13 protein-coding genes are annotated in these 14,263 nt (G+C 73.1%); 3 read left to right on the plus strand and 10 right to left on the minus strand.

Annotation, left to right across the window (positions count from 1 at the left end; all coding sequences use genetic code 11):
- Positions 1–6: 6 nt before the first annotated feature.
- Complete coding sequence (locus tag IH00_RS0124560; protein WP_031077122.1) at positions 7–366, minus strand: NADH-quinone oxidoreductase subunit A; 360 nt, start codon at positions 364–366, stop codon at positions 7–9.
- 692 nt (positions 367–1,058) lie between these two features.
- Between IH00_RS0124560 and IH00_RS0124565 the strand changes: the two genes are divergently transcribed.
- A complete protein-coding gene (locus tag IH00_RS0124565; protein WP_031077124.1) occupies positions 1,059–1,898 on the plus strand; it encodes a C40 family peptidase in 840 nt (279 codons plus the stop codon).
- A gap of 96 nt (positions 1,899–1,994) precedes the next feature.
- Here the strand turns inward: IH00_RS0124565 and IH00_RS0124570 are convergent, their stop codons facing one another.
- Positions 1,995–3,287 carry a geranylgeranyl reductase family protein gene (locus tag IH00_RS0124570; RefSeq protein ID WP_031077126.1) on the minus strand — a complete coding sequence of 431 codons (1,293 nt, stop codon included), beginning with the start codon at positions 3,285–3,287 and terminating at the stop codon, positions 1,995–1,997.
- Positions 3,288–3,385: 98 nt separating this feature from the next.
- Here IH00_RS0124570 and IH00_RS0124575 point away from each other — a divergent pair, with 98 nt between their 5' ends.
- On the plus strand, positions 3,386–3,919 hold the full coding sequence (locus tag IH00_RS0124575; RefSeq protein WP_031077128.1) for a GNAT family N-acetyltransferase: 534 nt from the start codon (positions 3,386–3,388) through the stop codon (positions 3,917–3,919).
- Between the two features lie 22 nt (positions 3,920–3,941).
- Here IH00_RS0124575 and IH00_RS37665 read toward each other — a convergent pair whose 3' ends face one another.
- From IH00_RS37665 to IH00_RS0124605, 6 genes are all read right to left on the minus strand, one after another.
- Positions 3,942–6,392 (minus strand): zinc-ribbon domain-containing protein, encoded by a 2,451-nt coding sequence (locus tag IH00_RS37665; protein WP_039947383.1) that lies wholly within the window; start codon positions 6,390–6,392, stop codon positions 3,942–3,944.
- Positions 6,393–6,473: 81 nt separating this feature from the next.
- Positions 6,474–7,169, minus strand: a complete 696-nt coding sequence (locus IH00_RS0124585) for a demethylmenaquinone methyltransferase (protein WP_031077132.1) — start codon at positions 7,167–7,169, stop codon at positions 6,474–6,476.
- A gap of 98 nt (positions 7,170–7,267) precedes the next feature.
- Positions 7,268–7,867, minus strand: coding sequence for an imidazolonepropionase-like domain-containing protein (locus IH00_RS0124590; protein ID WP_031077135.1), 600 nt, complete (start codon positions 7,865–7,867; stop codon positions 7,268–7,270).
- A 7-nt stretch (positions 7,868–7,874) separates the two neighbouring features.
- Complete coding sequence (gene mqnC, locus IH00_RS0124595) at positions 7,875–9,074, minus strand: cyclic dehypoxanthinyl futalosine synthase (protein ID WP_031077137.1); 1,200 nt, start codon at positions 9,072–9,074, stop codon at positions 7,875–7,877.
- Between the two features lie 100 nt (positions 9,075–9,174).
- Positions 9,175–10,815, minus strand: a complete 1,641-nt coding sequence (locus IH00_RS0124600) for a serine/threonine-protein kinase (RefSeq protein ID WP_031077139.1) — start codon at positions 10,813–10,815, stop codon at positions 9,175–9,177.
- Positions 10,816–11,001: 186 nt separating this feature from the next.
- Positions 11,002–11,880 carry a menaquinone biosynthetic enzyme MqnA/MqnD family protein gene (locus tag IH00_RS0124605; protein WP_031077142.1) on the minus strand — a complete coding sequence of 293 codons (879 nt, stop codon included), beginning with the start codon at positions 11,878–11,880 and terminating at the stop codon, positions 11,002–11,004.
- Positions 11,881–12,140: 260 nt separating this feature from the next.
- Between IH00_RS0124605 and IH00_RS0124610 the strand changes: the two genes are divergently transcribed.
- The gene (locus tag IH00_RS0124610) at positions 12,141–12,344 is read left to right on the plus strand and encodes a cold-shock protein (protein ID WP_003967102.1); all 204 of its coding nucleotides are present in this window, start codon (positions 12,141–12,143) and stop codon (positions 12,342–12,344) included.
- A 101-nt stretch (positions 12,345–12,445) separates the two neighbouring features.
- On the opposite strand, the gene IH00_RS0124615 is transcribed toward IH00_RS0124610, so the two are convergent.
- Positions 12,446–13,573 carry a CapA family protein gene (locus tag IH00_RS0124615; protein ID WP_031077144.1) on the minus strand — a complete coding sequence of 376 codons (1,128 nt, stop codon included), beginning with the start codon at positions 13,571–13,573 and terminating at the stop codon, positions 12,446–12,448.
- A complete protein-coding gene (locus tag IH00_RS0124620; protein WP_078887932.1) occupies positions 13,540–14,214 on the minus strand; it encodes a tyrosine-protein phosphatase in 675 nt (224 codons plus the stop codon). Before IH00_RS0124620 ends, IH00_RS0124615 begins: the two co-directional genes overlap by 34 nt.
- Between the last annotated feature and the right edge of the window lie 49 nt (positions 14,215–14,263).

The following is a 14,263-nucleotide window of genomic DNA, read 5'->3' on the forward strand; positions in this document are numbered from 1 at the left end:
AGTCCCTCAGTCCCAGTCCAGGCCGCCGCGCCGCCACACGTACGCGTAGGCGACGAAGACGGTGAGCACGAAGAGCAGCATCTCCACGAGCCCGAACAGCCCGAGCGCGTCGAAGCTGACGGCCCAGGGATAGAGGAAGACGATCTCGATGTCGAAGACGATGAAGAGCATCGCCGTCAGGTAGTACTTGATGGGGAAGCGGCCACCACCGGCCGGAGTGGGTGTCGGCTCGATACCGCACTCGTACGCCTCAAGCTTCGCCCTGTTGTACCTCTTTGGGCCGATAAGCGTGGCCATGACCACGGAGAAGATCGCAAACCCTGCCCCGAGGGCGCCGAGCACGAGGATGGGCGCGTAGGCATTCACGCTCCTCGCTCCTTCCAGTCGTCCTTGACCGTTGGACCGCACCGGGCATCCGTCTCGCCGCCTCGGGAGATCGCGTACATGTGAGGCAGTTCACAAGCCCGACTGCTTCGCATCCTATGCCCGTCGATCTGTGATCTGCGACACGGGGTACGACAACGTCTTTGTGATCTCCACCACCTGGCGAAGGATCATGAATCCCGATGAGCGCCGATCTTCATACGGAGTGTGTCGACGGGGGTGCGGTATGTGACAAGAAGGGGGGTTACCGCTGGTCGGAGGGGGCTTGCCCTATCAAGGGATGTCCACTACAGGCAAATTCGCCCTGGACTCCTCCGGGTGATATAGGCGCTTCACCTCACTCGCCCGAGGGGTGCGCGGGGACCGATGTGGACGCGTGCGCGGTTTCACGATCTTTCGGGCGTCCGGGCGGCGACCTCTCCGTGACCTGCGTCACTCGGAATCCATGCCGCCGAAAGCGGGCTTGGCCACGCGGGTGAAGGGATGGTAAGCGCGCGGCAATTCGGGCGTTTCGCGGAAACCCCATGATCACGGGCTTGATCACGTGCGTCCGTATTGTCCGTTACGGCGTCAATAAGGTCCACGGGGAAGCGGATTCACACATTCCACGCGCAACTGTGGCGCACACCACGTTTCTTGAAGGGAACCGTGGGGCCCTGATAGCGGTTGTACTCATGTCCCACACCGCTCACATACCCAGCCACCGGAAGCCCCGCCGCAGCGGCTCCAAGCTCGCGCTGCGCGCCGGAGTTGCCGGTGGCGTCCTCAGCACCGTCGCGGTGGCCGGTGCCGCGGGCCCGGCCCAGGCCGACCCGGTGACCGAGACCATCGAGATGCCCGCGCTCGGCGGTGGCGTCTCCGCGGACCTGTCGAGCGCCGTCGCCGCCTCCGCCGAGGCGACGCAGCAGATCGCCCTCGACATGGAGCTCCAGGCCCAGGAGAACGCCGCGGCGGTCAAGGCCGCCAAGGAGGCCAGGACCGCCAAGCAGGAGGCCGAGCGCAAGGCGGAGGCCGAGCGGAAGGCGGCGGAGAAGGCCCGCGCCGAGGCCCAGGAGCGCGCCAACCGCTCCACCGAGCGCACCACGCTCGCCGCCTCGGCCCCGGACTCCTCCGACTCCTCCGACGAGGGCGGCTCCTCCTACGACTCCTCGCCGGCGACCGGCTCGGCCGCGGCGATCGTCGCCTTCGCCCGTGCCCAGGTCGGCGACGCGTACGTCATGGGCGGCACCGGCCCCAACTCGTGGGACTGCTCCGGCCTCGTCCAGGCCGCGTACCGCCAGGCCGGCATCGACCTGCCGCGCGTCTCGGGCTCCCAGTCGAGCATGGGCACCTCCGTCTCGCTCGACAACCTCCAGCCCGGTGACATCCTCTACTGGGGCAGCCGGAGCAACTCGTACCACGTGGCGATCTACGTCGGCGGCGGCAACTTCGTCGGCGCGCAGAACCCGGGCACCGGCGTCGTCGAGCGGTCGCTCGACTACGACCCGCCGTCCGGCGCGGTCCGCGTCCTCTGACCGGAGCCGTACGCACACGGCAGAAAGGGCCGTCGCTCCCCCGCTCGGGGAGGGAGCGACGGCCCTTCGCCGTGTCCGGCCCGGCCGGCGCCGGGCTCAGGCCTTCGGCGCCACCTTCGACAGGCCATTGATGATCCGGTCCATCGCGTCGCCGCCCGTCGGGTCGGTGAGGTTGGCGAGCAGCTTCAGCGTGAACTTCATCAGCAGCGGATGCGTCAGGCCGCGCTGCGTGGCGATCTTCATGACCTTCGGGTTGCCGATCAGCTTCACGAAGGCGCGGCCGAGCGTGTAGTAGCCGCCGTAGGTGTCCTTCAGGATCTTCGGGTACGACTGGAGGGCCAGCTCCCGCTGGGCCGGGGTCGCGCGGGCGTGCGCCTGGACGATGACGTCCGCGGCGATCTGGCCGGACTCCATGGCGTACGCGATGCCCTCGCCGTTGAACGGGTTGACCAGACCGCCCGCGTCGCCGACCAGCAGCAGGCCGCGCGTGTAGTGGGGCTGGCGGTTGAAGGCCATGGGCAGCGCGGCACCGCGGATCGGGCCGGTCATGTTCTCGGGGACGTACCCCCAGTCCTCCGGCATCGAGGCGCACCACGCCTTGAGGACCTCGCGCCAGTCCAGCTCCTTGAAGGAGTCGGAGGTGTTGAGGACGCCGAGGCCGACGTTCGACGTGCCGTCTCCCATGCCGAAGATCCAGCCGTAGCCGGGCAGCAGCCGGTCCTCGCCCGGGCCGCGCCGGTCCCACAGCTCCAGCCAGGACTCCAGGTAGTCGTCGTCGTGGCGCGGGGAGGTGAAATACGTGCGGACGGCCACGCCCATCGGCCGGTCCTCGCGCCGGTGCAGCCCCATGGCCAGCGACAGCCGGGTGGAGTTGCCGTCGGCGGCGACGACCAGCGGCGCGTGGAAGGTGACCGGCGTCTTGTCCTCGCCGAGCCGGGCCTGCACACCGGTGATCCGGCCGGTGCGGTCGTCGATGACCGGCGCGCCGACGTTGCAGCGCTCGTACAGCCGCGCGCCGGCCTTCTGCGCCTGGCGGGCGAGCTGCTCGTCGAAGTCGTCGCGCTTGCGCACCAGTCCGTAGTCCGGGTAGCTGGCGAGTTCCGGCCAGTCGAGCTGGAGACGCACCCCGCCGCCGATGATGCGCAGGCCCTTGTTGCGCAGCCAGCCCGCTTCCTCGGAGATGTCGATGCCCATCGCGACGAGCTGCTTGGTGGCGCGCGGGGTCAGACCGTCGCCGCAGACCTTCTCGCGCGGGAACGCCGTCTTCTCCAGGAGCAGGACGTCCAGACCCGCCTTGGCCAGGTAGTACGCGGTCGTCGAGCCGGCCGGGCCCGCCCCGACGACGATCACATCCGCGGTGTGTTCGGAGAGGGACTGCTGCTCGGTCACGGCGGGGTCTCCCGAATACTCGAAATTGCGTACCGGACGGCACAGGTCATGTGCAGTCTAGGGGGACGTACGGATCACCGACCCGAAGGGCCACCCCGATGACTGAGCTGCTTCCCGGCGCCGTCGAGCCCGTTGTCCGCCTGCGCGTACCGACGGACGAGGACGCGTACGCCTGGCACCGGGTCTTCGACGATCCCGAGGTCATGGAGTTCTTCCAGGGCGGGCCGGCCGAGCTGTCCGTCTACCACGAGTTCACCGCCCGCCAGCGCCGGCACGACGCCGAGCACGGCTTCTGCCTGTGGACCCTGCTGGACGAGGGCGGCGAGGTCATCGGCTTCACGGGCGCGCAGCCGTGGCCGCACGCCTGGGGGCCGGCCGGGGAGATAGAGATCGGCTGGCGGCTGGCACGGTCCGCCTGGGGCAAGGGGTACGCGACGGCCGCCGCCCGCGCCACCCTGGAGCGGCTGCGGGCGGCGGGGGTCGAGCGGGTGGTCGCCATGGTGAACACCCGCAACACGCGGTCGATGGCGGTGGCCCGGCGGCTCGGGATGACCCGGGCGGAGACGTACGCCATCCCCGGCAGCGGCGGGCAGGAGGGGTACTGCTTCCGCCTCCCCCTGACCGCCGCCTGACGCGGCCGGACCTGCCGGCGCGTCAGTCCACGTCGTTGAGCGTCCAGGTGTCCAGGGCCACCTGGAACGTCTCACGGGCGGTGTCCCAGGCGTCCTCCTGCGCGGTGAAGTAGACGGCGTACTCGGTGCCGTCCGCGGCGATGTACGACTGGTCGACGGCGTGGATCGTCCGCCCGCCCTCGTCGGTGTACGTGTACTCCCAGATCGCGCCGGGCCGGCCCTGGAAGGTGTTGGCCTCCAGGCGCAGCCGCTGGTACCCGGCGTTCCTCTTGCGGGAGTTGGCCTCCAGGGTGGTGAGGTTCTCCAGCGAGGTGTACGGGGCGTCGTGGATCACGCCGACGAGGAAGTGCGCCATACCGGTGGACCCGGCGTAGGTGATCTGGCCCTTGGGCTCCTCCTTGACGCGGTCCCAGACGGAGGGGACGGCGAAGCTGAACCCGGCGGTGTCGGACACGAGCCGGTAGCCCTCGGGGACGGCGGGCGGCGTGGCACCGACGGGGTCGTCGACCGGGGTGGCCGTGGCGGAGGGGGCCGGGGAGGGTGTCCGGGAGGGCGCGGGGGCGGGTTTCGCGTCGCCCGCCGTCGGGCCGGGCGACGCGGTGCCCCCGGCCGTGGCGGAGGGCGCCGCCCCGACGGGTGACGGGGCCCCGCCGTCCCGCAGGAGGAGCGCCCCGGCGGTGGCGCCGCCCCCGACGACGAACGCCCCCGCGAGCACGGCCACCCACATCCCGACGCGCCGGGTGCCGGGCCGCGGGTCCGCCGGCCCGGAAACCCCGGCCGGGGCTTGCGGGGCGAGGGGAGCCTGCGGGGCGGGAGGAGCGGCAGGAGCAGCCGGGGCCTGCGGGGCGGCGGGCACCACCGGGGCCTGCGGGACGGCGGGCACCTCCGAGGCGGCCGGGGCGGCGGGCACCACCGGGGCCTGCGGGACGGCGGGCATCACCGGGACGGCAGGTGCGGCCAGGGCGGCCGGGGCCTCCGGGGCGGCGGGCATCACCGGGGCCTCCGGGGTCTCCGGGGTCTCCGGGGTCTCCGCGGCGGGGAACGCGGACGGGGCCTGCGGATACGCGGCCGGGCCGGCCGGGTACGCCGCGGGCGGCGGCGCCGGGGCGGTCACCGCGGACGGGGCGCGGTGCAGCACGCGCAGGAGCGCGGGCGCGGCGAGCGTCGCGGCGGACGTCCACAGCAGGCCGAACAGCAGCGCGTCCGCGCCGCTCGGGGCGACCTCGTAGGCGCCCTGGCCGCCGAAGCCGTCCACCGCCCCCGACACCCGGCCCGACACCCCGCTCACCGCGGTCAGCAGCAGGTACAGGCCCAGGAAGCAGCCGGCCGTGAGCAGGTGCGCGGACCGGTCGGGCGTACGGCGGGCCGCCCACAGGCCGAGCGTCAGCGCGGCCGCCACCCCGAGGGCGACGAGCCCGGCCACCGCGCCCGCGCCCAGCTCGTCACCGATCTCCGGCAGGCCGACGCCGCCGTGCCCGACGGTCGGCCCGACCAGGTCGAAGCGGCCCTGGAGGTCGTACTCCACCGGTACGCCCCAGCTCAGGCCGAGCACCGCGAGGCCGATGTTGGGCAGGACGGGCAGGGTGAGCAGCAGCGCCCGGCCGTCCACGTCGTCGCCGTTCGCGCAGGCGACGAAGCCGACGACCGCGCACACCGCCACCAGCACCCCCAGCACCCGCACGGCCGTGCCGAGCGCCCGCAGCGGCGCGTACCGCTCCAGGGTGTCGCGGCCCAGGACCCCGGCGCTCACCGCGGCGGTCAGGACGAGCGCGCCCAGCGCGGCGAGCGGAGCGGAGGAGGACACCTCCACCCCGGCCACCTCGGGCCGGGCGAACAGCCCGAGCACCAGCACCACGCCGCCGCCGAGCAACCCGGTGCGCACGGCCACGTCGGCGCCTTCGCCCCGCGACCGAAGCCGCCGCGCCCCCACGTACACCGCGGCGGCCCACAGGGCGGTGACGGTCAGCGGTACCAGGGAGAGTTCGGCGCCGCCCTGCGCGAAGGCACCGTCCTGCCCGAAGGCGTCACCGTCGCCGTAGCCGTACCCGCCGCCGTGGGGCCGTCCGCCGGACGCCGCGACCCCGAAGCCGCCGCCGAACGCCTGGAGCAGCAGTGCCAACGCGATCCGCAGCCGGTCGCTCCAGCCGACGACGACCTCGTCCTCCTGGCCGTACGACGGGACCGCCGCCGCCACGGCGAGCACCAGCAGCAGGGCGACCGGCCAGGCGACGGCCTTCGCCGCGGACGCCCAGTCGCCGCGCAGGGCCCGGCCGAGGAACAGCCCGACGGCCGTCGGCTGCGCGGGCTCGGGGGCGGGGGCGCCAGGGGCGTACGCGGGCGGCGGGGGGCCGGCCGGAGGCGCCGCGGGAGGCGGGGCCACCGGCGGCACGGGCAGCCGCTCCCGCCCGCACTTCGTGCAGAAGCGCGCCTCGTCCGCGGACGGGGTCCCGCAGTGCGGGCAGTACGACGCCATGGGTGCTCCGGGTGGAGGAGGGACGGGGAACGACAGCGACCCATCTTGCCGGTTGCCGACTCCCCGTCAACTCGCCGGGCGCTATGCCGACTTCGTACCCCGGTGCAGGGCCACGATCCCGCCCGTCAGGTTCCGCCAGGCCACCTTCGACCAGCCGGCCTTCTGCAGGAGGCCGGCGAGGACGGCCTGGTCGGGCCAGCTCTGGATGGACTCGGCGAGGTACACGTACGCGTCCGGGCTGGACGAGACGGCGCGGGCCACCGGCGGCAGCGCGCGCATCAGGTACTCCTCGTACACCGTCCGGAAGGGTGCCCAGGTGGGGTGCGAGAACTCGCAGATGACGACCCGTCCGCCCGGCTTGGTGACCCGGTACAGCTCGCGCAGCGCCGCGTCGGTGTCCTGGACGTTGCGCAGCCCGAAGGAGATGGTCACCGCGTCGAACGACTCGTCCCGGAAGGGCAGCCGCGTCGCGTCGCCCGCCGTCAGCGGCAGCCACGGGTGGCGCCGCTTGCCCTCGCGCAGCATGCCGAGCGAGAAGTCGCACGGCACGACGTACGCCCCGGTGCGCGCGAACGGCAGGGACGAGGTGCCGGTGCCGGCCGCCAGGTCGAGGACCTTCTGCCCGGGCCGGGCGTCGACCGCCTTGGCGACCTCCTTGCGCCACCGCCGGTCCTGGCCGAGCGAGAGCACGTCGTTGGTGAGGTCGTAGTTCGCCGCCACGTCGTCGAACATCGAGGCGACTTCGTGCGGCTTCTTGTCCAGGCTGGCTCGGGTCACGCACCCATTCAAGCAGGCACCCGGGTCCCCGGACCTGGAGGGCCCGGATGTCCTCCGGACCGGGCCGCGGGAGCCCGGCGGGATCCGGAGGACACGCCCTACGCCCTCCGGTACACCAGCCGCCCGCCGAGCACGGTGGCCACGCACGTGGAGGCGCCGCGCCGCACCAGCTCGGTGCGGTCCGGCACGTCGAAGACGGCGAAGCGGGCGGGGCCGCCCGCCGCGAGGGCCGGCAGCAGGACGAGCGGCACCGGGGAGAAGGACGGCGGCCCCGGCAGCACCGGCGGGCGTCCGCCCACGGCGAGCCCGGCCCGCCGCACCGCGTCCAGGGCCGCGCGGGAGCGCAGTTCACCGGCGACGGCGACCGTGCCGTGCGCCAGCATCCGCTGCACCCCGCGCCGTGCGCTGGCGCCCCGCAGGGACGCGTCGGCGCGGAACAGCGCCTGGGCGCGCTCCCCGGTGAGCGGTTCGGTGCCGAGCCGGTCCGCCTCGCGCGGGTCGGGGTGGTACGCCTGCTCCAGGAGCTCGGGCCCGTACGGGTTGAGCAGTCCGGGTGTGAGGATGCCGGGCCACCGCCGCACCCGCGCCTGCGGGTGCGCGGCGGCGAGCTCCTCGTACGGGCCGACGGCGGCGATGCGCGCGCCGTCGGCCAGGACCGCCGCCCCGGGCGTGGCTTCGGCGACGTGGATCGTCAGCACGGCCGGCTCAGTTCGCGCTCAGCAGCTTCAGCTCGGGGTGGGCGGTGCCACCCTCGATGGCGGTGGACGAGATGTGCGAGGCGACGCGCTCGTCGACCGGGTCGTTCGCCGGGTCGTCGTGGACGAGGATGTGCTCGTACGTCGTCGTGCGCTGTGCCGGGACGCGGTCGGCGGTGCGGATCATGTCGATCATCTCGCGCAGGTTGGAGCGGTGCTTCGCGCCCGCCGACGAGACGACGTTCTCCTCCAGCATGATGGACCCCAGATCGTCCGCGCCGTAGTGCAGGGTCAGTTGCCCGATCTCCTTGCCCGTGGTGAGCCAGGAGCCCTGGATGTGGGCGATGTTGTCCATGAAGAGCCGCGCGACGGCGATCATGCGCAGGTACTCGAAGAGGGTGGCCTGCGTACGGCCCTTCAGGTGGTTGTTCTCGGGCTGGTACGTGTACGGGATGAAGGCGCGGAAGCCGCCCGTGCGGTCCTGGACGTCACGGATCATGCGCAGGTGCTCGATCCGCTCGGCGTTCGTCTCGCCGGTGCCCATGAGCATCGTGGAGGTGGACTCCACCCCCAGGTTGTGGGCGATCTCCATGATCTCCAGCCACCGCTCGCCGGACTCCTTGAGCGGCGCGATCGCCTTGCGCGGCCGCTCGGGCAGCAGCTCGGCGCCGGCGCCCGCGAAGGAGTCGAGGCCGGCGGCGTGGATGCGGGTGATGGCCTCCTCGACGGAGACGCCGGAGATCCGGGCCATGTGCTCCACCTCGCTGGCGCCCAGCGAGTGGATGACGAGCTGCGGGAACTCCTTCTTGATGGCCGCGAAGTGCTTCTCGTAGTACTCGACGCCGTAGTCCGGGTGGTGCCCGCCCTGGAACATGATCTGCGTGCCGCCGAGCTCCACGGTCTCCGCGCAGCGGCGCAGGATGTCGTCGAGGTCCCGGGTCCAGCCCTTGGCGGTGTCCTTCGGCGGCGCGTAGAAGGCGCAGAACTTGCACGCGGTGACGCACACGTTCGTGTAGTTGATGTTGCGCTCGATGATGTACGTGGCGATGTGCTCCGTACCGGCGTAGCGCCGCCGCCGCACCGCGTCCGCCGCCGCACCGAGCGCGTGGAGGGGAGCCGACCGGTAGAGGTCGAGCGCCTCCTCGGGGGTGATCCGCCCACCCTCGGCGGCGCGGTCGAGAACGGACTGGAGGTCGGCCTTCTCGGTCACCGGGTGTGTCCCTTTCGGCAGGGTTCTGGACGGACCGAACCAGCCTACGCCAGCGCCTCCGGCGGGTTTCGGGGCGGTGGGGTGCCCGCCGGTCCCCCAATCACCCCGCCTTGTCCAGCAGGGCCCGCGGGTTGCCGGCCCGCGCCTCGTCCGAGGTGTAGACGAGCTGCTTCCCCTTGAGCGTCAGCTTCACCGTGTGCTTGTCACCCGTGCACTTGTTGCCGGGCCTGCCGCTGGACGAGCCCTCGGCGACCAGCGCCGTGGGGGTGGCGCTGCGGAGCACCAGCTTGTCCTCGCACACGAAGTTGCCGATGGCGTCGAGCTGGTTGACGGTACCGATCCCGGTGCCGGGCCTGCCGCCCTTGACCACCACGGTGAACGAGCCGCCCGGCACCTCGGTGCCGAAGACCTCCATCGTGAAGGGACCCTTCCACGTGCCGAGGAACTCCTTCGGCACGGCGTTCCCCGCGCCGCCGCCCGGGGAGGTGTCCCCCGGGGCGGTGCTCTGCGCCGGGGGCCGGGCCGTGTCGTGCGGGCCGTCGCCGCCGCCCGGGAGCAGGTCCAGGAGGAACGCGCCGCTCAGCGTCACCGCCGCCAGCGCGCCCGCGACGGCGAACGCCACCGTGCAGCTGAGCCGGCGGCCGCGGCCGGCTGCGGCAGGCTCGGAGGTCGTGCTGACCGACAGGGACACGGGCGTCCGGGGCGGGGGCACCGCGCCCACCGTCGGCACCCGGTCGAACGGCCCCGGCGGATCGACCGGCGGCCCGAAGACACCGGCGGGCGCCACCGCGGGGCTGCTGAACGGCACCGGCCCCGAGCCGGCCGCCGACGGGTCGGCCGCTGCCGGCTCCAGGTCGAGGAGCCGCACCGCCTCCCGGCTGAGCTGGGCGACCAGCGGGCCCGGCAGCCAGCCGCCGGCGACCAGCGCGGCCGCCCCGTCCGGCGCCAGCCGGCGGGCGACCTCGGCGGGCACGGGGCGGGCGGCCGGGTCCTTGGCCAGGCAGGCCGTGACCAGCTCCCGCAGCTCGCCGCCGAGGGTGCTGCCCAGCTCCGGCTCCTCGTGGACGACCTTGTACAGCAGCGCCGCCGAGGAGTCGCCGGTGAAGGGCGCCTCGCCGGTCGCCGCGTACGCCAGGACCGCGCCGAGCGAGAAGACGTCCGCCGCGCCGGTCACGCCCCTGCCGAGGATCTGCTCGGGCGCCATGTAGCCCGGTGAGCCGACCGAGACGCCGGTGGAGGTGAGGGAGGCGGTGCCGTCGGTGGCGCGGGCGATGCCGAAGTCGATGAGGCGCGGTCCGTCGAGGGCGAGCAGCACGTTCGACGGCTTCACGTCGCGGTGGACGAGCCCGAGGCCGTGCACGGCGGTCAGCGCCTCCGCGAGTCCGGCGCCCAGTGCCCGGACCGGGGCCGCGGGCAGGGGCCCGTGCGCGGCGACGGCGCGGGCGAGCGGCGGCCCGCTGACGTACCCGGTCGCCACCCAGGGAACGGGGGCGTCCGGGTCGGCGTCGAGCACCGGCGCGGTCCACTGCCCCCCGACCCGCCGCGCCGCGTCCACCTCGCGCCGGAAGCGTGCCCGGAACTCCTCGTCGAGCGCGAAGTGCGGGTGCACGACCTTCACCGCCACGGTCCGGCCGCCCTCGCTGCGCGCGAGGTACACCCGGCCCATTCCGCCCGCCCCGAGCCTGCCGAGCAGCCGGTAGGGGCCGATGGCCCCCGGTTCCCCCGCTTCCAGCGGCTGCATGCCGTCCTCCCCCGATTCACCGTGCTGTCCGTCCGGACACATACTGGTCGCGTACGCACCGCGGCACACCCCGCCCGCGCGGATATCCCGGGACGACGGAAACGGCACCGGACCGACGCGGGCCGTTCTCCCTCCCGTCGCCGGGAATTCCCGAGCACGGCGTACAGGCGGTACGGAGCGTACGAATTACGCGTGCTGTACGGCTTCCAGCAACTCGACGCGCACGTCCGCCGGAAAACCGGTGTCCGGTCCGGTCCGGCGGGCGAATTCCCGTACGCCGGCGAGCTGGTCCGGACCGAAACGGAAGTCCAGCGTCGTGAAGTACCGCTCCAGCAGCCGCGCGTCGAAGGCCTCCCAGCGGGCGGCCTGCTCGGCCACCTTCGCGACCTCTTCCAGCGACAGGTCGCGCGAGGCCAGGAATGCCTCGTGCACCCGGCGCGTCACCTGCGGTTCGAGCGCCAGGTACTCCTTGCGGACCGCCCACACCGCGAAGACGAACGGCAGACCCGTCCATTCCTTCCACATGAGCCCGAGGTCGTGGACCTGGAGGCCCAGCCTCGGCGCGTCGTGCAGCGAGGCCCGCAGGGCGGCGTCCCCGATCAGCACCGCCGCGTCCGCCTCCTGCATCATCACGCCGAGGTCGGGCGGGCAGGTGTAGTAGTCGGGCGCGACGCCGTACCGCTCGGCGAGCAGCAGCTGCGCCAGGCGGACCGACGTGCGGGAGGTCGAGCCGAGGGCGACGCGCGCCCCGTGCAGGTCCTCCAGCGGCCGCTGGGAGACGATCACGCAGGACATGACCGGGCCGTCGCAGCCCACGGCGAGGTCGGGGAAGGCGACGAGGTCGTCGGCGTGTCGCAGGTACTCGACGAGGGTGACCGGGCCGATGTCGAGGTCGCCGCGCACCAGCTGCTCGCTGAGCTTCTCCGGGGTGTCCTTCGTCAGCTCCAGATCGAGGAGCGTTCCGGTGCGGGCGAGGCCCCAGTACAGGGGCATGCAGTTCAGGAACTGGATGTGCCCGACGCGCGGGCGGCTCCGCTGCTGGTGACCGTCGGCTGAATTGTCCACATCCCGAGGCTAGACCCGCGAGGTGCCGCCGATGAGGCGGGGTGGCGCGTCAGCACCGCCGAATGATTCAAACATCCGGGTGACGTGATCTTTCCCTCTACCGCTTCCGGGAGGGTGCGTGCTACGCTCGGCGCAAGTTGCAGTTTGGTTTCCCTTGCAGTACAGAGCCTGCGGAGCATGTGACCCGCAGGCTTTTGTAGTTTTCAGACTTGTTTGGCAGGTTCTGGAGCAGGGCAACCCTTTGGCCCATAGGAGGGCTTATGGCTACCGGAACCGTCAAGTGGTTCAACGCTGAAAAGGGCTTCGGCTTCATCGCCCAGGACGGCGGCGGCCCGGATGTCTTCGTCCACTACTCCGCGATCAACGCCTCTGGTTTCCGCTCCCTCGAGGAGAACCAGGTCGTGAACTTCGACGTCACCCAGGGCCCGAAGGGTCCGCAGGCGGAGAACGTCACCCCGGCCTAAGTTGCCCGGGTCGGCGATCGCGCACGACTTAGCAGTACCCAAGGAGCCTTTTTGTGCGGCCGCCGCGTTCCGGTGCGGCCGCCGGCCGCAGGCCCTTCTCCTCAGGCGCCGGCCGGCACGAGCGCCCCGTCCGGGGCCAGGCCGACCCGCACGCCGTACCCCTGGCTGACCCGGTCGAGGGTGGTGCGCAGCCAGGCGCGGTCCGCGTGCGGGGCGGGCCCGAGACGCAGGCGGCTCGACCGCAGGACCGGCATGCGCAGTCCGGTGAGACGGCCGGTGCCCGGCTCCACCGAGACGAAGTACAGCGGGCGCAGGTCGTCGCGGTACGGCTCGTAACCGGTGATGCCCTCGTAGTCGTCGACGAAGTCGCCGCAGCCGTAGAGGATCAGTTTGCCCCGGTACAGCTCCAGCGGCCGCGGGTGGTGCGACGAGTGCCCGTGCACGACGTCGACGCCGCCGTCGGCCAGGGCGTGCGCGAAGCGGGTGTGCGCCCGCGGGACGCCGTAGCCCCAGTTGGAACCCCAGTGGACGGACGCGACGACCACGTCGCCCGGCCGCTTCTCGTCGCGCACGCGGCGGACGACCCCCGCCGCGGCGGCGTCGGACGGCTCGGCGACCCAGGCCACGCCCGGCCGGTCCGGTCCGGCGGCCCACTCCCCGGGCACGCCGCTGGACGGCATCCCGAACGAGAACACCAGCACCCGCCCGCCGCGCGCCAGCGGGACGGCCGCGGGCCGCCACGCCTCCTCGGCGTCCCGCCCTGCGCCGGCCGCGCGCAGCCCGCCGCCCGCGAGCACGTCGAGCGTCTCCCGCAGGCCCCGCCGCCCGAAGTCCAGCACGTGGTTGTTGGCCAGGACGCACACGTCGGGGCGGGCGGCGGCGAGGCAGGGCAGGTTGCCGGGGTGCATGCGGTACAGGACGGGCTTGTCCTCCGCGTGGTCGTCGCTGCGCGTGACGGCGGTCTCCAGGTTCAGCACGCGGGCGTCGGGGGCGGCGCCGTCGAGCAGCGCCAGGGCATCACCCCAGGGCCAGGTCCAGTCGACCGGCCGGGGGACGGGGCCGTTCACCGCTTCGGCGAGCTCGACGTACGCGCGGGCGTCCCGGATGTACTCCTCCCACAGAGTGGGGTCCCCGGGGTGGGGCAGGATCTGGTCGATGCCGCGCCCGAGCATCACGTCGCCGCAGAGGAACAGCGTCACCGGCTCCGGCGCGACCGGGTCCCCGCGCATGCCTCCACGCTACCGCCGCCGCTCGCTGCCGCCGCTGCGGCGGGCGCCGTTCCGTAGCCGGGCCAGGTCAGCTCGCGGCCCGGGTGGGCTGCCCGCCAGTCGGCGACCAGCCGTGCGGTGGCGAGCCGTGTGAGGGTGAAGTCCTCGACGATGTCCTCCTCGGGGACCCCCAGCAGCCCCAGGACCAGCGCCGCCAGCAGCCCGGTGCGGTCCTTGCCGGACGCGCAGTGGAAGACCGCCGGCCGGTCGTGCGCGCCGGCGATCACCTCGAGGGCGCGGCGCAGCTCCTTCACGCCGTCGTGAGCGACCTCCAGGTACCGCTCGGCCAGGTACGGGCCGGTCTCGACACCGGGACCGAGCGCGGCCTGGTCGTACGGGCGGTGCTCGATGCTCAGGTGGTGGTACGTGAGCGTGGGGTGCTCGGGTACGCGCCCCTTGGCGGCGATCTCCCAGTCGTACCGCAGGTCGATGACGGTTCCGACGCCGAGCTCCAGGAACCGGTCCCAGTCGTCACCGCGGAGTTTGCCGAGCGAGTCGGCGCGGTACAGCCTGCCCCACCGGACGGTGCGGCCGTCCGCGGTGCGGTACCCGCCCACGTCGCGGAAGTTGTGCAGGAGTTCGAAGCGCAGGTGTCGGTTCACCCGTGCAGCTTGGGGAGTGCCCGAAAAGGAGCGTTCTCCGCCCGCAGGG

It is taken from the genome of Streptomyces sp. NRRL S-118 (assembly GCF_000716335.1).
GTDB lineage: Bacteria > Actinomycetota > Actinomycetes > Streptomycetales > Streptomycetaceae > Streptomyces.

Excerpts from the sequence above, each read along its gene's own strand:
- IH00_RS0124565 (WP_031077124.1), top strand. The coding sequence starts at position 1,059 with ATGTCCCACACCGCTCACATACCCAGCCACCGGAAGCCCCGCCGCAGC.
- IH00_RS0124575 (WP_031077128.1), top strand. The coding sequence starts at position 3,386 with ATGACTGAGCTGCTTCCCGGCGCCGTCGAGCCCGTTGTCCGCCTGCGC.
- IH00_RS37665 (WP_039947383.1), bottom strand. The coding sequence starts at position 6,392 with ATGGCGTCGTACTGCCCGCACTGCGGGACCCCGTCCGCGGACGAGGCG.
- IH00_RS0124600 (WP_031077139.1), bottom strand. The coding sequence starts at position 10,815 with ATGCAGCCGCTGGAAGCGGGGGAACCGGGGGCCATCGGCCCCTACCGG.
- IH00_RS0124610 (WP_003967102.1), top strand. The coding sequence starts at position 12,141 with ATGGCTACCGGAACCGTCAAGTGGTTCAACGCTGAAAAGGGCTTCGGC.
- IH00_RS0124615 (WP_031077144.1), bottom strand. The coding sequence starts at position 13,573 with ATGCGCGGGGACCCGGTCGCGCCGGAGCCGGTGACGCTGTTCCTCTGC.